21 protein-coding genes and 5 tRNA genes are annotated in these 16,062 nt (G+C 60.5%); 7 read left to right on the top strand and 19 right to left on the bottom strand.

Going from position 1 to position 16,062, the window contains the following annotated elements; translation table 11 throughout:
- Positions 1-11: 11 nt before the first annotated feature.
- The 9 genes from DEALK_RS02275 to DEALK_RS02240 form a co-directional block, all read right to left on the bottom strand.
- On the bottom strand, positions 12-893 hold the full coding sequence (locus tag DEALK_RS02275) for a patatin-like phospholipase family protein (RefSeq protein WP_186007570.1): 882 nt from the start codon (positions 891-893) through the stop codon (positions 12-14).
- Positions 821-1,465 carry a GNAT family N-acetyltransferase gene (locus DEALK_RS02270; protein WP_058438321.1) on the bottom strand — a complete coding sequence of 215 codons (645 nt, stop codon included), beginning with the start codon at positions 1,463-1,465 and terminating at the stop codon, positions 821-823. The genes DEALK_RS02275 and DEALK_RS02270 overlap by 73 nt, the downstream gene beginning before the upstream one ends.
- Positions 1,462-1,794 (bottom strand): hypothetical protein, encoded by a 333-nt coding sequence (locus DEALK_RS02265; RefSeq protein ID WP_058438319.1) that lies wholly within the window; start codon positions 1,792-1,794, stop codon positions 1,462-1,464. Before DEALK_RS02265 ends, DEALK_RS02270 begins: the two co-directional genes overlap by 4 nt.
- 55 nt (positions 1,795-1,849) lie before the next feature.
- Positions 1,850-3,427, bottom strand: a complete 1,578-nt coding sequence (locus DEALK_RS02260; RefSeq protein WP_058438318.1) for a helicase HerA domain-containing protein — start codon at positions 3,425-3,427, stop codon at positions 1,850-1,852.
- Positions 3,424-4,029, bottom strand: a complete 606-nt coding sequence (locus DEALK_RS02255) for a hypothetical protein (protein ID WP_058438315.1) — start codon at positions 4,027-4,029, stop codon at positions 3,424-3,426. Before DEALK_RS02255 ends, DEALK_RS02260 begins: the two co-directional genes overlap by 4 nt.
- A gap of 1 nt (position 4,030) precedes the next feature.
- Positions 4,031-4,450, bottom strand: a complete 420-nt coding sequence (locus DEALK_RS09905) for a hypothetical protein (RefSeq protein ID WP_116633145.1) — start codon at positions 4,448-4,450, stop codon at positions 4,031-4,033.
- A gap of 4 nt (positions 4,451-4,454) precedes the next feature.
- On the bottom strand, positions 4,455-4,763 hold the full coding sequence (locus tag DEALK_RS02250) for a hypothetical protein (RefSeq protein WP_058438313.1): 309 nt from the start codon (positions 4,761-4,763) through the stop codon (positions 4,455-4,457).
- A 30-nt stretch (positions 4,764-4,793) separates the two neighbouring features.
- Positions 4,794-5,999 carry a DNA double-strand break repair nuclease NurA gene (locus DEALK_RS02245; RefSeq protein ID WP_058438311.1) on the bottom strand — a complete coding sequence of 402 codons (1,206 nt, stop codon included), beginning with the start codon at positions 5,997-5,999 and terminating at the stop codon, positions 4,794-4,796.
- Positions 6,000-6,127: 128 nt separating this feature from the next.
- Positions 6,128-6,865 (bottom strand): MBL fold metallo-hydrolase, encoded by a 738-nt coding sequence (locus DEALK_RS02240; protein ID WP_058438309.1) that lies wholly within the window; start codon positions 6,863-6,865, stop codon positions 6,128-6,130.
- 37 nt (positions 6,866-6,902) lie between these two features.
- On the opposite strand from DEALK_RS02240, the gene DEALK_RS02235 reads away from it, so the two are divergent.
- From DEALK_RS02235 to metF, 3 genes are all read left to right on the top strand, one after another.
- Positions 6,903-7,394 carry a YajQ family cyclic di-GMP-binding protein gene (locus tag DEALK_RS02235; protein WP_058438307.1) on the top strand — a complete coding sequence of 164 codons (492 nt, stop codon included), beginning with the start codon at positions 6,903-6,905 and terminating at the stop codon, positions 7,392-7,394.
- 6 nt (positions 7,395-7,400) lie between these two features.
- A complete protein-coding gene (locus DEALK_RS02230; RefSeq protein ID WP_058438305.1) occupies positions 7,401-8,012 on the top strand; it encodes a LysE family transporter in 612 nt (203 codons plus the stop codon).
- A gap of 131 nt (positions 8,013-8,143) precedes the next feature.
- Positions 8,144-9,031: a methylenetetrahydrofolate reductase [NAD(P)H] gene (metF, locus tag DEALK_RS02225; RefSeq protein WP_058438303.1), complete on the top strand. Its 888-nt coding sequence runs from the start codon at positions 8,144-8,146 to the stop codon at positions 9,029-9,031.
- Positions 9,032-9,038: 7 nt separating this feature from the next.
- On the opposite strand, the gene DEALK_RS02220 is transcribed toward metF, so the two are convergent.
- The 4 genes from DEALK_RS02220 to DEALK_RS02205 all read right to left on the bottom strand — a co-directional run bounded on the left by DEALK_RS02220 (position 9,039) and on the right by DEALK_RS02205 (position 12,933).
- Positions 9,039-9,518, bottom strand: a complete 480-nt coding sequence (locus DEALK_RS02220; protein WP_058438301.1) for a YdeI/OmpD-associated family protein — start codon at positions 9,516-9,518, stop codon at positions 9,039-9,041.
- A gap of 485 nt (positions 9,519-10,003) precedes the next feature.
- Positions 10,004-11,230: an ABC transporter permease gene (locus tag DEALK_RS02215; protein ID WP_058438299.1), complete on the bottom strand. Its 1,227-nt coding sequence runs from the start codon at positions 11,228-11,230 to the stop codon at positions 10,004-10,006.
- A complete protein-coding gene (locus DEALK_RS02210; protein ID WP_058438298.1) occupies positions 11,227-12,120 on the bottom strand; it encodes an ABC transporter ATP-binding protein in 894 nt (297 codons plus the stop codon). Before DEALK_RS02210 ends, DEALK_RS02215 begins: the two co-directional genes overlap by 4 nt.
- A 153-nt stretch (positions 12,121-12,273) precedes the next feature.
- A complete protein-coding gene (locus DEALK_RS02205) occupies positions 12,274-12,933 on the bottom strand; it encodes a 50S ribosomal protein L25 (protein WP_058438296.1) in 660 nt (219 codons plus the stop codon).
- Between the two features lie 104 nt (positions 12,934-13,037).
- On the opposite strand from DEALK_RS02205, the gene trhA reads away from it, so the two are divergent.
- From trhA to DEALK_RS02190, 3 genes are all read left to right on the top strand, one after another.
- Positions 13,038-13,718, top strand: coding sequence for a PAQR family membrane homeostasis protein TrhA (gene trhA, locus DEALK_RS02200; RefSeq protein ID WP_144437062.1), 681 nt, complete (start codon positions 13,038-13,040; stop codon positions 13,716-13,718).
- 51 nt (positions 13,719-13,769) lie between these two features.
- A tRNA-Leu gene (locus DEALK_RS02195) sits at positions 13,770-13,854 on the top strand.
- Positions 13,855-13,882: 28 nt separating this feature from the next.
- Positions 13,883-14,185 carry a hypothetical protein gene (locus tag DEALK_RS02190; protein WP_058438295.1) on the top strand — a complete coding sequence of 101 codons (303 nt, stop codon included), beginning with the start codon at positions 13,883-13,885 and terminating at the stop codon, positions 14,183-14,185.
- Between the two features lie 44 nt (positions 14,186-14,229).
- On the opposite strand, the gene DEALK_RS02185 is transcribed toward DEALK_RS02190, so the two are convergent.
- Both DEALK_RS02185 and DEALK_RS02180 read right to left on the bottom strand, forming a co-directional pair.
- Positions 14,230-14,697, bottom strand: a complete 468-nt coding sequence (locus tag DEALK_RS02185) for a helix-turn-helix domain-containing protein (RefSeq protein WP_058438293.1) — start codon at positions 14,695-14,697, stop codon at positions 14,230-14,232.
- A 55-nt stretch (positions 14,698-14,752) separates the two neighbouring features.
- Entirely contained in the window at positions 14,753-15,133 is a 381-nt protein-coding gene (locus tag DEALK_RS02180; protein ID WP_058438292.1) for a DUF8058 family membrane protein, read from the bottom strand.
- Between the two features lie 77 nt (positions 15,134-15,210).
- On the opposite strand from DEALK_RS02180, the gene DEALK_RS02175 reads away from it, so the two are divergent.
- Positions 15,211-15,612: a hypothetical protein gene (locus tag DEALK_RS02175; RefSeq protein ID WP_058438289.1), complete on the top strand. Its 402-nt coding sequence runs from the start codon at positions 15,211-15,213 to the stop codon at positions 15,610-15,612.
- Between the two features lie 36 nt (positions 15,613-15,648).
- On the opposite strand, the gene DEALK_RS02170 is transcribed toward DEALK_RS02175, so the two are convergent.
- The 4 genes from DEALK_RS02170 to DEALK_RS02155 form a co-directional block, all read right to left on the bottom strand.
- Positions 15,649-15,723, bottom strand: a tRNA-Cys gene (locus tag DEALK_RS02170).
- 39 nt (positions 15,724-15,762) lie between these two features.
- Positions 15,763-15,837, bottom strand: a tRNA-Gly gene (locus DEALK_RS02165).
- A 26-nt stretch (positions 15,838-15,863) separates the two neighbouring features.
- Positions 15,864-15,950 (bottom strand) — tRNA-Leu (locus tag DEALK_RS02160).
- Between the two features lie 3 nt (positions 15,951-15,953).
- Positions 15,954-16,029 (bottom strand) — tRNA-Trp (locus tag DEALK_RS02155).
- Positions 16,030-16,062 lie beyond the last annotated feature (33 nt).

The following is a 16,062-nucleotide window of genomic DNA, read 5'->3' as shown; positions in this document are numbered from 1 at the left end:
GTCAAAGGATATTATGCCTTTTCGGCGGCAGTTTTGCTAACCAGTTGGGCCAGGTAATTCTCCGCCGCCTTCTCTCCCCTGGCGATAGCCTCGCCGGCAAGTCCGAAGTCCTCCAGATGTATGCCGGTCATATCCGGTTCGATGACGGCGTCGGCGTCCCGGGCGCCGGCTTCGGCCAGGTGGGCCGAGGCGATGTATATCACCTGCTCGGCCACGCGGAACATGTTGGGCGGGACCCGCCGTTTGGACGCCGCCCGCCGGGGCGGCAGTATGCCTAAATTTTTCAGGACGTTCACCGCCAGAACCCTGTCGGCTCCCAGACGGCGCGCCGGTCCGACCGGCAGCGGATCGCACAGGCCGCCGTCCACCAGGTAGCGGCGGCCCAGCCGCGGCACCCGGAACACCAGCGGCAGGGACATGCTGGCCAGCACCGCGTCCAGGACTCTGCCCCGGGTGAAAACCACTTCTTCGCCGGAAATCAGATCGGTGGCGACGCAGGCAAACGGCCGCTTCAGCTCTGAAAAATCCAGGTCGCCGATAATCTCTTTCAATTTGTCCCGGATGCGGCGGGTGCCGGAGAGACCGCTGGTCTTGAACGGGTTGAAATCGAACAGGCGCACCAGCTTGGGCCAGGTCAGGTCCAGGGCGTAGGCTTTGAGTTCCGCCGCCGAGGCGCCGCGGGCATAGGCGGCGCCGACGATGGCGCCCATGGACGTCCCGGCCAGCATATCAACCTGGATGCCTTCGCGCTCCAGCACTCCGATGACGCCGACGTGGGCCAGGCCGCGGGCGGCGCCTCCGGACAGGGCCAGCCCCAGTTTCACGCCGCCGTCCCCGGCGGCTCGACGTGGGGCGTCAGCCTGATGGAAACCGGCTCGAAGCGGGACCGGCACCATTCCTCGGAAAGCAGGGTCATGAAGTAAGTGTCCTGCCACCGGCCGTATTTGAAGACGTCGCGCCGCAGCTGCCCGTCGACGATGAAGCCGTTCTTCTCCAGCGCCCGGCGGGAGGCCATATTGTCGGTAAAGACGGTCGAGGACACCCGGACGCAGTCCAGGCAGGTGAAAGCGAAGTAGCAGGCCAGGCCGATAGCCTCGGTCATATAGCCCCGGTTCCAGAAGGGGATGCCCAGCCAGTAGCCCAGGTCGGCCGAATTGGGGTAGTACGGCAGCTTGACGCTGATGCTGCCGGCGAACTCCGGGCCGGCCAGCGGTTCGATGGCGAAGCGGTAGCTCCTGCCCTGCCGCATGTCTTCCGGAAAATCCTCGGCGTAGCGGCGGGCGAATTCGGTTTTGTCGGTCGGGCCGTCCCACAGCAGCCATTTCAGGATTTCCCGGTTATCGTGAACCAGGTCCCAGGCGGCATCGGCGTCAGCCGGGGTCATCGGCCGCAGTTTTATATTGGTGCCGACGATTTCGATGTCATCGAAACCCAGGTTGCGGACGGGTAGCGGCGGGCTGGTCATGGCGACATACCCCTTACCTGGTTATTCTTTTGGTCGAATCGGAATGTAATCAATGCTCCGATTATAAAAACGGCGCTAGAAAGCGTGCCGAGAGTGCCGTAATACCACGGTGATTCGCTCGAGAATAGAAAGGGGATCGAAGACAGAAGTAAAATAATACCTACGCCGAAGGCATAATTAATTCCTGCTTGCCATTTCCAACTCGCCAAGCCCGTCAACAGAAACGCCCCGCCAGCTATCCCGGCAAGCCAATTCCAGCTAACGAGCGATGTTACGAGGATAGCCGCTGCCGTCAGCAGCATCACCGCTATCCCAACATTTCGGGCCATAACCCTCTCCGGATGAAATTCCTAATCTCCACCCGTTGTCGACGGAGGCTATTTGCTACGTCCAAAGGTCCTCGATTTCCCGGTCGGTCACCTTGGCCGCCTGCTCGCCCCAGTCGCCGTAGCTCTGGCCGTATTCCCGCGGCACGAAAGCCACGGGCATGGGCACGGCGTGGCCGAAGATAAGCGCCTGCTGCCGCGCCGAGAGTTTGGCCAGGACATTCTTGAGCTCCCCTTTGCCGGAGACGCCGGACAGCACGGCGTCAATGTCGCGTTCGGAATCGAGCAGGCAGGTGATCTTGGTGCCCATCTGGGACATGATCTCCTCGTCGATGCCCGACGGCCGCTGGTCGATGATTAACAGCGTCACCGAGTACTTGCGCATCTCCCGGGCGATGGTGCCGAAGATCGTTTGCGAGGCGACGGCCGGGTTCAGGAACTTGTGCGCCTCCTCGATGGTGATGACCAGGGGCGTGGGGTAGCCGGAGTCCGCGGCGATGGCTTTCTCCGTCCGGTCGCGGTAGCGGGCGTAGATGCGCCGGGTCAGCATGTTGGCCACCAGGATGTAGGCGGTGATGTCGGTGTAGCGGCCGAACTCCAGCACGACGTGCTTGCCGGATTCGAGATAAGCCAGGATGCGCTCGACGACGTCGCCCGGGGCATTCGATGAAATGAACGGCAGCCTTTGAATGGTGTTGAGGCCGCGGCGCAGGTTCTGGAAGGTGCTCTCGTGGATTTTCAGCTCTTCCAGGGTCTCGGAATCCTCTATCTTCTGGGCGGCCGCGATCCAGCCCCGGCCGTAATGCCGCCGCAGCTGATAAACGGCCTCCACCGCCTGGTCGGTCAGGTTCAGGGTCTGCCGCAGCAGGGAGATATCCTCAGGCTCTATCTCCTCGAAGCCGATCTGCACCACGTAGTCGGTGGAAACGCCGCGGGCGCGGGAGTTCTGCTCGTCCAGGGTGAAGACAGCCACTCTGGACGGGAATAATTGCTTCAGCGCCTTGACCTGGCGCTTCTTTTCGCTCGTCCCGGCCCAGCCGTACTCGGAGTGCATGTCAAAAACCAGGTTGACCGCCGCCGACTTCTGCAGCAGGCCGATGAGCAGCATCCGGGTGAGGAAGGTTTTGCCCGTGCCGCTCTTGCCGAAGATGCCGTTGGACCTTTTGGCCAGAGTCGGCAGGTCCAGGCACAGCTTCACCTCCATATCCAGGGGGTTGCCGATCCAGAACTTCTCCTTGTCCTCCTTGCCGAAGACCGACTCGATATCCTCGGCCGAGGCCTCTTTGACGACCGAAAAATGGCTCGGAATCGTCTTGACCGGTTGAGCGCCCTCGACGATTGATTTGGCATCGCCGCCGATGGTGAGGTAGGGCGCCACGTGCAGCGAGCCGTACGCCGAAGTCCCTGACAGCACCTCGGACAGGAAATCATCGCCCGACGGCGGCGACACGGTCAGGTTGAGGTCGGTGACGCCCAAAGAGACGTCGGTGATCATGCCGAAGAAGCGGCGTTTCCGGCCCTCGATGGTGACGTAGCGGCCGACGGCCATGTCCTCGATTGAGGCGGCGCCGTCGAGCTTGACCTCGATGCCTTTGTTGAGCGACCCGGCGGTGACGATGCCCAGTTTCTCGGTCATGCGGCCAGCCTTTCCAGGATGGATTTCAGCCGATTATAGTCGGCTGAAAGGAGCTGCGCCAGCGCCTTGCCGGCCGTCACCAGGAACTGCCGCCGCCCGTCGCCTTCGTAACTGGCGCTCATCCGGCGAATGACCGCGGCGGTCATCTCCTCGGCCGAGACATCTGTCTGGGCCGCGAGCAGCAGGCTGATGAACCCCGTTTTTTGCGAGAAAGCCCTGACCTCGGCGTCGTCGCAGGCGTGGACAAAGCCGTGGAGGCGGGCGGGCCGCGGCGGCAGGTAGTGTTTCACCTCGCCGTCGAGCTGGTGCCCGACGATAATCGCGGCGACCTCGCACCGCAGTAGCTTTTCGAGTTGGGGATTCGCCTGGAAAATGGCTTCCTCAGTCTCGATATCCTTGCCGCGGGCCACCGGCTTTCGCCCCGGTTCCAGAGACGTGGTCGAGACATAGGCTACGACGGCGTAAACGGTCATTCCATCAAGCGACGTTTTCACCAGCGACCCCAGCGCCGGGGCGGCGTTCAGGTCGTAGCACTGGGCGGTGAAGCCGGTTGATGAGGTTTCGATGACCTCGGCGAGTTTTGAGTATATCAGTTCAGGCAAACTAGTCCTCCTTGATTTTGGACCTCGAGAGAGACTTTGTTAATGATTTGTCCACCAATACCGTTAACGAAATCCAGGTGAGTAAAAAAAACAATGTGCCGCTGGTTTCTGCCCACAAAAATCCAGCAATTCCACTTTGAGATGCTGGAAGTACCACATAAACATGATACCCTACAATACTGGCAGCTAAACCGATTATTGAAAATATTTTTGGAGGCATCCCCCCATAGTCGTCTGGGATTATTCGCTGTTCTTTCGGTTTGACCTTTAAAACAAACCAAGAGGGCTTTTTGCCCCCGCGATGTATATGTTCAAAAACCCTGCCTCTAATCCAAAACCAAGCCAATATTATCCCGAAAAAAATGCCAACCGCGCTGAACGAGAGCCAATTACTTGTTGAGATTTCCCATGATGTATTCAATCTACTATTCCAGTTTGGCCTGCCTCGAGGCCGCGCTTTTCATCATCGGGTTGGCCTCAACGAAGGCCGCGGGATAGAACATCGTTTTGGTGCCGGTGTGGGAATAGACGTAGCGGTCGTCCACCGGGTTGGCGGCGTCGACCAGCATCTTTTTGAGCGTCCACTGCGCCCTGCCGCCCTCAATAGGCTGAAGTTTTTTCTTGATGATCAGCTCCCGCAGGTAATCATTGAAATCGGCATAGGTCACAAAGCCGCGTTTGGCCGCCGCTTCACGGGCTACGGCCAGGACCCTCGCTTTATCCAGTTCGCGCATCGTTGTTTGCTCCTTTCACCGGAGAGGAAACTAGATCCACCTCGCTTTTTTGGAGAAGCTCTTGGCTGACACGGCGGAGGCCAGGCCGCGGTCGGCCAGATAGGCGTCTATCACCTCGTAGAAGACTTCCCGGTCGGCGCCGGTGACCACCGCCTGCTCGTGGGCTTCGGAGAGGGCCACCGGGTAGCCGTGGCCTTTTTTCACCTGTTCGAGGACCAAGGTATGGATGAGGCCGACGCGGTCCGGGTCGGTTGCCAGCCACACCGGCAGCTCGACCCGGGCTATCTCATCTTCGAGTCTCAGGTAGAAAAAGCAGATGCGGTGCTCGCCGTAGTACTGGCCGATAACCTTCGAGGTGCTTTCGAATATGGCCGACCGTTCGCCGGCGGCCAGGAACCTCCCGAAAAGCTCGGCGTCCGATACGCCGGAGACCGGGTCGCACGGCCTTTCGCCGTACCCCAGCCTGCCGCAGCAGCGGTCGCAGTTGGCCGGTTCATAAGGGCACAGCGTCAGCCGCAGGGTATTGACCACTTCCTCGCCGCCGGGGGATGAAATGTACGATGCCACCCCGAGGGGCCGTTGGGCGCACAGGCTGTGGAACGCCGACAGGCATTTCAGGTATCCCTCGTCGAGCAGCTCCCGGATGACATAAGGTTCGTAGTTCTGGGTCGTCAGATTCCAGCGGATGAGCGTGCCGTCGGCCAGCGCCAGGGCCGGCCTCTCCGGCGGCAGGGCCGCCGCCAGCGCCGCCAGGGCGGCGCACTCCTCGACATCCCGCTTGATGCCCAGGAGCGGGCCCTTGACCGGGACCCGCCCGGCGCCGCCCGGCTCGGCGATGACCAGGTCGGATTCATCGGAGAGGAGCCGCGGCCGGCTGTCGAGCCAGGCGCCGGCCTCGGCGCCGTAGTCCAGGCGCACCGTGCCGATGTTGATCAGCGAACAGGGCGTGGAGTAATTGCGGTCGACGTCTATATGCGAGCCGTCGGCGGCTATAACGGAATAAGCCGCCGGGGGGCCGGCGGGGCAGTGCCGTTCGTCCAGGGTTGTCAAGGGGGCAGCCAGGAGGAAACTGGTCCGGCTGAGGCGCACCTTGTCGCGCAGGGCGGCCGGGTCGCCGGCGCTGCCCAGCCGTTCGGCGGCGGCCGCCAGGCGGGCGCGGTGCTGGGCGCCGTTTTCGGCCAGCTTTTCGGCCATGGCGTTTATCTGGGCGGCGACCCTGGTGATGTCCAGCGACACGTTTAAGTCCCCCGGCCCGATTATTCGGACTTAGTATAGTTTATGCGGTAATGAGGGACAACCCCAATATGCAAATCCGAAATACGAACATCGAAATCCGAAACCAATCCGGGCTTCGAAATCTGACGTCAAAACGCCTCGCGCGGCAGGCGGGAGATCATGTCCCGCAGCTTGGCGCCGGCGTTGCCGATGACCGGCGGGCCGTGGCCGCCGAACAGGGCGTAGAAATCCAGGCCGGCGATCTTTCGCATCGAATCGGTCGCCTGCCGCAGGTTCAGGGCGGTGGGCCTTGACGGCGGCAGCAGCCTGTCATGGGCGTGGGTGCGCAGGGCGTCGCCGGTGAAGATAAGTTTCCGCGGTTCGTAGAGGCAGATGCTGCCGGGGGTATGGCCGGGTACATGGACCACCTCGTAGGCGCCGATGACATCGCCCTCGTTCAGCAGCTGGTCAGGCTCGAACCGGGCGCAGCGGCTCATCTTGGGGAAGACGCCGCCCAGCCAGCGCAGGGCGCCGGGCAGGTTGGATTTTTCCGCCATGAACGGCACCTCCGCGGTATGAACGGCGATGGCGGCGCCGGTCAGCTTCTTCAACTCCGCCGCCGAGCCGGCGTGGTCGATGTCGGCATGGGTCAGGACGATATATTTGAGTTTATCGCCCACGCCCAGGTTCTGAGCGCAGCGGAGGATGTGGTGGGCGTTGCCGGGCGAACCGGTGTCGATGACAAAAGCGTATCCGGTCTCCATCACCAGCCAGGAGTTGCCGCCGATGACGCCTTTCAGCCAGTGGATGCCGGGGAAGATCTCCATACGCCGCCCATAATAGTCTTTCGCCCGGCGGCGGGCAAGGGGCAAAGGCTGGGTATTCATGCTACAATATTCGCCATCGCTTCAAGGAGGCTTAGACATGCCGTCGGTAGATGTGGTCAGCGCCGTGGATCTGCAGGCGCTGGACAACGCCATCAACAACGTCAAGCGGGATATCACCACCCGCTACGATTTCCGCAACATCAAGTCCGAGATTTCTTTGAACCGCAAGGAGAAGACCATCCACCTGGAGTCCGCCGACGACCTCAAGGTCAAGGCCATGACCGAGATGCTCATCGGCCAGGTCATCCGCTTCGGCCTGGACGCCAAGTGCCTGGACTTCGGCAAAATGGAGTCCACCGCCCAGGGCGGCGCCGAAATGACGGTCAAGATCAAAGAGGGCATCCCGCGGGAGCTTGCCCAGAAGATGGTGAAATTCATCAAAGGCCTGAAGGTCAAGGTGGAGCCGGCCATTCAGGAAGACCAGCTCCGGATCACCGGCAAGCAGATTGACGACCTCCAGTCCGTCATGGCTCAGCTCAGGGCCCAGGACTATGATATCCCGCTTCAGTTCGTGAATATGAAGCGGTAGGCCGCGATGCTGGCGCTTCTGGCCTCTGTCTTCGTCATTTCGCTGTCCGGCGCCCTGATGCCCGGGCCGATGTTCGCCACGGTGCTGGCTAAAAGCTACAAGTCGCCGTGGGCCGGCGCCCAGGCCTCAATGGGGCACGCCGTCGTCGAGGTGCCGCTGATCCTTCTCATCTACTTCGGCGCCGCCGCGTTTTTCGACCAGGCCGCGGTCAGGTTCATCCTCGGCGTCGCCGGCGGCGGCATGGTGGTGTGGATGGGCGTCGGCATGTTCCGCGCCCGCAAATCCCTATCCTCCGGGCAGAAAGATACCCGCTACAACGCCTTTACCGCCGGCATCATGCTTTCGGCGGGCAATCCGTTCTTCATTCTGTGGTGGGCGACCGTTGGAGCCCTCCTGGTACTGCAGGCGGCTGAATTCGGCTCAGGCGGCCTCTGGGCGCTAATCCTGACCCACTGGTCAACAGATTTGGTCTGGCTTTCGATTGTCTCCGGGCTGGTTTACAAAACCCACCGGCTGTGGGCTCCCGCTTTCCAGACGGCGGTGTTCACCCTGTGCTCGCTGCTCCTCATCGGCTTCGGCGGCTGGTTCATCGTTTCCGGCTTGCAGGCGGTTATTTGATCGTTTCCTTGTCATTGCGAGGCCGCACGGCGGCCGCGGCAATCTTCCCGAATAGACCTATCCCTGGTTCGACAAGCTGACCGCGAACGGATTAATATGGTATTGACCCAAAGGAACCCGGGGAGGCGCATATGAACGTCCGCGACATTTACAATAAAAAAGGCATCGTCTTCAGCTTCGAGCTATTCCCGCCCAAGACCGAAGAAGCCGCCGAGGAACTGTTCACCACCATTAAAGACCTCAAGCCGCTGGAGCTTTCCTGCGTCTCCGTGACCTACGGCGCCGGCGGCTCGACGCGGGAACTGACCCATGACCTCCTCGTCCGCATCCACAAGGAGACCGATCTTACCGTCATCTCCCACCTGACCTGCGTCGGCTCGACGCGGGCTGAGATCTGCCAGATTTTGGAAAAATACCGCGCATCAGGCATAGAGAACATCCTGGCCCTCCGTGGCGACCCGCCCAAGGGGCAGACCAGCTTCGTTCCGGAGGTCGGCGGCTTCAGCTACGCCATCGAGCTGGTGCGGTTCATCAAGGACAACTTCCCGGAGATGGGCGTCGGCGTGGCCGGCTACCCGGAAGGCCACCCCCAGACCCCCAACCGCCTCACCGAGATCCAGTACCTGAAAGCCAAGGTGGACGCCGGGGCGGACTACATCTGCACCCAGCTTTTCTTCGACAACCGCGACTTCTATGATTTCCGCGAGCGCTGCGCCCTGGCCGGCATAAATGTGCCCATCGTCGCCGGCATCTCGCCCATTACCTCGGTCAAGATGATGAAAAGAATGGCCGACCTGGCTGCCGGCACCCATTTCCCGGCGCCGCTTTTACGCGCCATCGAACGGGCGGAGAATGAGGAGTGCGTCAGGGACGTGGGCGTCCACTGGGCGGCGGAGCAGGTGCGGGACCTGGTGGACAAGGGCGTTGACGGCATCCACTTCTACACCCTGAACAAGTCCGACGCCACCCTTCAGATCTACAAATCGCTGGGGGTTACCAGTTCCAAGAAACTGGCGTAGGCTATCATCACTCAAGGGGTGCTTGCGCCAGCATTTCCACCGTATTCTTCACCCTTCTCGCCCGGGTCTCCGGCTTCTTGGCCTCGGTGATATGCTCGACGTATTCCTTCTGGTGGCTGTAGGGCAGCTTGTTGAAATAGTCGCGGGCGGCGGGCTGGCTGTCCAGGGCTGTCGACAGGTCGGCGGGGACCTCCACGGCCCGTTCTTCGGTGTCCCTTTCCATCGTGACGTGAATCGTGTCGCCGGTGGTCTTGCCCAGCGCTTTTCTCATTCCGGCGCTCAGGCCTATGACATGGCCGCCTGTCATGGGCTGGATGGTGCCCCGGTACTCCCGGCCGTCAAACGCGCCTTTAACGGCGACCCCGGCCCTGGTGCCGAAGGCGGCTTTAACGTCGAACGGCACGCGGATAAACGCGGCGCGGGGAGCGTCGGGCGGGCTCTGGATTACGGCGTTGAACTCAGGCATCGGGGCTGTGGCCTCGGCCATACCATACCCTAACACTTTCCGGCATTCAAGCCGCCTCATCGAATTGTCATTCCCGCGCAGGCGGGAATCCATGGTGGTCGAATCGAGGGCTCGCGGGGGGGGGGGCGACTCATACCTTGCCCGTTTTCAATGCGATCGACATAAAAAATATGCGTCGAAAAACGACAAAAGTCCCTTGACGGAACGCTGAACCGGGGTGCTATAATACCCGCCCGATGTACAGAACAAATGCTCTATCAGACACCGGGCGCTTGACCGCGACCAGCGGCGGCCGTCAGCCCCGGCCCGGATCGGCGCGCTTTATTTTTTCCCGTTGGGAGTGACTCGTTCTTGAAAACGAACTTTGCGTTCAAACCGAATACGACCGGCGATGATTCGTTCCGCAAAAAGAATTATGTTATTGGAATAAACAAACCGCTGTTCACCGGCAGCCCGGGAAATGAGTCGTTTCAGTCGTTTTTTTGCCGGGGAGGCGCGGGCGCCGGCTATGCCTGCCGCAGCATGCGCACGATTTCGCCAAGCTTCGGCGTCTTGCCGTACATCAGGAGGAAGGCGCGGAAGACCTTGGCGGACAGAAGCAGCAGGCCGATGGTGGTAGCCGCCATGAGCCCCATGCTGGCGGCGATCTGCCACAACGGAACCTCTGTAGCGCCAATGCGGATGATGGTGGCGATAGGCGCGGTGAACGGAAAGAGCGTCAGGAACACCGCCGCCGGGTGGTCCGGGTTCTCCACCAGAAAGACCAGCCCCCACAGCGGCGATACCGCCAACAGGCTGAAGATGGTGGCCAGCTGCTGGCTTTCCCGCACGGTGGAAGTAATGGAGCCGACGGCGGCCATGATAATGGCATACAGCAGGTACCCCATGATGAAATACGCCAGGGCGACAGTGACAAAGTAGACCGAAACCTCCAGCGCCCCCAGAACATCGGCAAAATTCTGGGAAGCCATATCGGCCAGGAACCGGGCGGACAGCAGCCAAACCGCCATCTGCGCCAGCCCGGCGGCGCCCAGCCCCAGCACTTTGCCGGTGATAAGCTCCCTGGCGGATACCGACGACAGCAGCACCTCCATGACCCGGTTCTCCTTCTCCTCGGCCAGGCCTTGCAGCAGGTAGCCGGAGGAGGTGAAGATAGCCATGACCAGGAGGATGCTGAAGAGGTACGGCAGCACCAGCGCCGCGAAGCCGCCCTGGTCCTCGGACGGCAGGCCGGTGGCCGGGTCAACGCGGATGCTGGAAAGGTTCACCGGCGCTTTAGCGCGGTCCAGCAGATCCGGGGAGACGGCCGGGCCGAGGAGATTGTCCAGCAGGAAGTCGCGGATGGCAACGAAGCGGTCGCCGGGCACTTCCAGTTCGCGGGAGGGCGTGAAGCGGGCAACGGCGCCGCTGTCAAGGTAGTCGGGGTCGATGACGATATATTCGGCGATGTCGCCGGCGACGAGATTGCTGTTGGCGGCTTCGATCGACTCGAAGCGGATGAACTTGATGAAGCCCTGCTCCTCGTGGCCGGAGATGACCGATGAAGGGTCCACGTAACCGATTTCCACGGTATCGGCCGGTCCCGGTTCGCCGCCGGTGATGGCGGACAGGATTTCGCCGCCGGCGATGAAGACCAGGGCGAGCAGGGGGATAGCGACGGTCATGATGATGAAGCCGGTGCGCCGGATGAGGGTCAGGAATTCGTGCTTGAAGATGATGGCGGTCTTGTTCACTGCTTCTTTACCACCCGGACGAAGATTTCGTCGAGCGATGGCAGGGCCACCTCGAACCGCTCCAACGGGATGCCGTCCCGTACCAGAAGCTCTAAGACGGCCTGCGGTTCGGTGGCTTCATCCAGTTCAAGCTCAAAGCCCGGCCCGGCTGCCCTCCGCCCGACGACGCCCGGCAGCGTCTCAGGCAGCGGCGAAGGACTCTCGACGATGACGGCATGACTCTTATACTGGCGGCGGATATCTGCCAGCGCGCCGTAAAGGACCTGCCGCCCTTTGTTGATCATGAACAGCCGGTCGCACATCTCCTGAACCTCGTTCATGCGGTGGGTTGATAGAATAATAGCCTTGCCTTCGGCGCGGAGCTCTTTGATGGTGTTCTTGAGCAGGCGGGAGTTGACCGGATCCAGCCCGGCGAAAGGCTCGTCCAGGATGACCAGTCCCGGGTTGTGGGCCACGGTGACGACGAACTGGATGAGCTGGCCCATGCCCTTGGACAGCTCCTCGATCTTCTTGTGCCGGTGGTCGTAAAGATCAAATTTCTTGAGCAGCGCCTCGGCGCGGCCGGCGGCGGCGGCGCGGTCGGCGCCCTTGAGCGAGGCCAGGTAGGCGATGGTATCCATGATGCGGAGCTTGCGGTAAAGGCCGCGTTCCTCCGGCAGGTAGCCGATGCAGTTTTTGGATTTCTCGGAAAGATGTTCGCCCATGATGAGGATATCGCCGGAGTCCGGTTTGATGATATCCATCATCATGCGGATAGATGTGGATTTGCCGGCGCCGTTGGGACCGATCAAGGCGAAGATCTCGCCGGGATTGACCTCGAAAGAGACCCCGTCAACGACCCTTTTCTCGCCGTACGTCTTGGTGACGCCGGATAGTTTTACTGCCTGCATGGTACCTCTGGGACTTTCAGCTCGGGAGCGGATATGGGACAAATGATAATTGAATTGGACCCGGGCGACAACCGCCGAAGGGCCGGGGAAAGCTGTCTTTAGACCAGCAGCCGGGTCATCCCCGGCTGCTGTGAGTATTGCAGACGCTTGGAACTACTCTTTCTTGGCTTCGGCGCCTTCGGCGGACGCAGCCGCTTCAGTTCCGGCCGGGGCGCCCTCAGCGGTCGGGGCGACCACCTCAGCCTCTTCGGCCTTGACCGAAATCTCGGAAACCTTGGCCACCAGCTGATCGCCGTCGGTCAGTATGGTGACCGCAGGATCGACGACCAGGTCGCGGACGTGGATGGCGTCGTCAAGGGTTTCCAGCGTGGACAGGTTGACGCTGATAGTGGCCGGCAGTTTGGCCGGCAGGCTTTCGACCTCGATATGACCCATCGGGTGGACCAGGATGCGCCCTTTGGTCTTGAGAGCCGGGGCTTCGCCGGTCAGGTGCAGCGGGATCTCGGCTTTGATCGGCTCATCCATATTTACCTGGTAAAAATCAACGTGCAGCAGGTCGCCGCCGACGGGGGTCCGCTGGATTTCGCGGACGAAAGCCATGCGCGTCTTCTTGCCGCCGGCTTCCAGGGCTACCAGGCGGGTGGTGCCGGCCACGGCGATGACGCGCTCCAGTTCGCTGGTGGCGGCCTGAAGGGATTCCGAAGCCAGGTTGTGGCCGAAAAGATGGCATGGCGTGACGCCGGAGCGGCGCAGGAAACGGGTCTTCTTGCCGGTAGTTACTCGCGGTGAGAGCTTAACAGCGATCTTATCCATGAAAAGTAGACCTCCCTTAATTCAACAAACAAATGGTAATTAAAACAGAACCGGGTCGTTCCAGTCAACTGGACATATTATGTTAATTACCCTGGTGGTAAAGGGTGGGCGCCCCCGCTATAATAATCCCTCTGCGGAGGTGTCATATCGTCGCCAACAGATCCGAGCGTTTTGCTTTCTACTCCCATTTGGGCGGCGCGGCCGCTTTTGTTATCGGTTTGCTGGTGCTGCTCGCCCTGACCTGGGGCCGCTGGGACTACCTGGCGGTGATCGCCGTCTACGGCGTGGCGGCCTCAATCCTGTTTTCCTTCAGCGCCGTTTATCATGCCCTTAAACGAAGGGATAATGAGACCTCCATCTGGCGCAAACTGGATCATATAGCTATCTTCATCATGATCGCCGGCAGCTATACGCCGCTGGTTTATATCTATCTCGACGGCGTCTGGCGGTGGAGCATGATCGTCATTCCCTGGTCTTTAGTAGCCCTCGGCGTCTTTTTCAAATTGTTCTGGATCCGGGCGCCGCGGGTGATTTCGCCGATTATGTACCTGGGCATGGGCTGGCTGGCGCTGGTGCCCCTCAGGGAATTGTGGCTCTCGATGCCGCCCCCGGCTTTCTGGGGCCTCGTCGCCGGGGGCGTCGCCTACAGCATCGGCGCCGTTATTTACGCCCTGAAACGCCCCAACCCTTTTCCGGGCGTCTTCGGCTTTCACGACATCTTCCACCTGTGGATCATCATCGGGGCGCTCATCCACTTCGGCGTCGTCCTGGGCGCGGTGCTCTAAGCAGTAAAAGCCCTCGAAATTACTCAAGCTTATGCTATAATCTCTGGCGGCGCCGGGATGGCGGAACTGGCAGACGCAGCGGACTTAAAATCCGCCGACTTCGGTCGTGTGGGTTCGATCCCCTCTCCCGGCACCAACTTGTATCGGTCTTTGAGAGGCAACCGATGAAGAAGCGAACTCTGCTGATCCTTGTTTGTCTAGCGCTGGCGCTGCTGGCAGCCGGCTGCGCCGCCGGCGCCAACCTGGCCGAGGACGTGCCGGTGAGCGGCGGCACCCTGGACGGTTTCTGGTCAGGGCTGTGGCACGGCTTCATCTCGCCGTTCACCTTCATCATCTCGCTGTTTTCTGATTCCGTGAACATCTACGAGGTGCATAACAACGGCGGCTGGTATAATTTCGGGTTTGTTTTCGGCTGCAGCATCATCTTCGGCGGCCCGGCCCGGGCTTCGAAGTCAAAAAGGAACTAGCGAAAGATTCTCGTCGGCGCTCTCAAAAAGGGTGCCGGGCGGGTTCAGAAGATGGTTTCTACCTGTTCCGGCGGCGGACCGGCGGCTGATTTCTCTGCTTTCGGCTTACCCGAGAACCGCGCCTTTAGCCCCGCATACCACCTTTGCCACCAGGGGGTCCGGGGCGGTCTGCCGTCGGTGACCTGTTTCAACTGGCTTTCAAGTTGACGGATGCGCTCGGTCGCCGCTCCGAGCTGGGCGGCCAGCGCCAGGTTCTTCTCCTGCAGGTCGCGAAGCACTGCCACGGCTTCCGAAGATGCGCCGGCGAAGGGATCATGCCTGTCGAGGGCAGTGAAATTATCTGGGGTTTCAAGTTTTTTTAGATCGTCCGGCAGTTCTCGGATGCGGTATTCCTCGCCGAAGGGGCCGTTGACCAGATCAGCCCGCAGTTTGCCCGCCTTGATATAGCGGCGGATGGTGCGCGTCGAAACGCCCAACTTGGCGGCGGCCTGGGGAATGGTGAAGCTGGGCATACTGTTCATCGGCGTGGCATAGTGTATCCGGCCTGACAAGGGGGTGTCAAGGGGTTCAGCCGAATTGTTGCCAGCCAGTTTGAGCGTATAAGGCCGCAGCGACGGCGATGAGGCTCACCAGAAGAAAGATGATAACCATCCTGTGGTCGGTCAGCGAGCTCCAGCCGAGCGAGTTAACACCGGCGTAGATTAATGCCCCAGAGGCTAAAAACACCAGCGCCCTTGCCTGAGGAAAACCGTGGAACACGATGACTGCGCCAGCGGCCAGGCACAAGCCGGCGGTAACAAGCTCGGCAAGGATGTGAAAAACGATATAGCTGCCGTTGACTATGGTGCGAAAGCCCAGGGGCAGCCGACCCGAAGCCCAGTAATTCAACCAGTACGCCGGAATGCCGGCGCCGATTATGACCATCAGGATGGCGAGGATAAAGTCCATCGTCCCCGGCTCGATCTTTCCTCGATGGAGGAGTCAATGCTCCGTGTTATAATGGGGCACTAAACAAGGAGATGTCAATGGTTCAACCGATAGAAAAACGCACTGTTAAAAGTTTTTTCTGGCTGACTTTAGCCGGGGCGTTCGGGGGCTTTATGACCGCTGTTCCCGGCATACTCATCGGTTCGAGGGTCCTTGCCGATAACAGCCTCGGCGGTTTTGAAGACCTGGTTGGCGCCTTGATGGGTATGGTCATCGGGTATCCCATCGGCGTAGTGCTGGGCATTCTGGTTTTCAGCAAGGTTTATAAATACCAGGGCACGATCTGGCTGGCGGTGTTAGGCGCAATAATCGGGCCGCTGATCATCCTCGGGTTAGCGGAGCCACTCAACCTCAACGTCAATCCGGACGTCCTGCTGGGGAGCTATTTTCTGGTTACCGCGTTGCTGTCTTCAGCCGGATTCCATCTGAGAAAAGGGTGACTGAACAAATCAGTGTTCTTGAGCGCGAGAAATAACTGGAGGCGACGACCGGATTCGAACCGGTGAATAGGGGTTTTGCAGACCCCCGCCTTGCCACTTGGCTACGTCGCCGTATCGAATCAGCCCGGTAAAGCTGAATATTTGAAAAGATGGAGCGGAAGACGAGGCTCGAACTCGCGACCTCCTCCTTGGCAAGGAGGCGTTCTACCACTGAACTACTTCCGCCCGGTGACCGTTTTTTTTACACAGGTTGGTGCCGAGAGGGAGATTTGAACTCCCACGAGCTCATCACTCACTAGCCCCTCAAGCTAGCGTGTCTACCATTCCACCATCTCGGCCGCTGGCAGGAGTGGAAGGATTCGAACCCTCGACCGGTGGTTTTGGAGACCACTGCTCTACCAACTGAGCTACACTCCTACAACCACGATGTAGGCGCGGGTAATTAGCATA

The sequence above is a fragment of the Dehalogenimonas alkenigignens genome (genome assembly GCF_001466665.1).
GTDB lineage: Bacteria > Chloroflexota > Dehalococcoidia > Dehalococcoidales > Dehalococcoidaceae > Dehalogenimonas > Dehalogenimonas alkenigignens.
The sequence above is the reverse complement of the archived record's forward strand: the minus strand, read 5'-3'. Positions and strand labels throughout refer to the sequence as shown.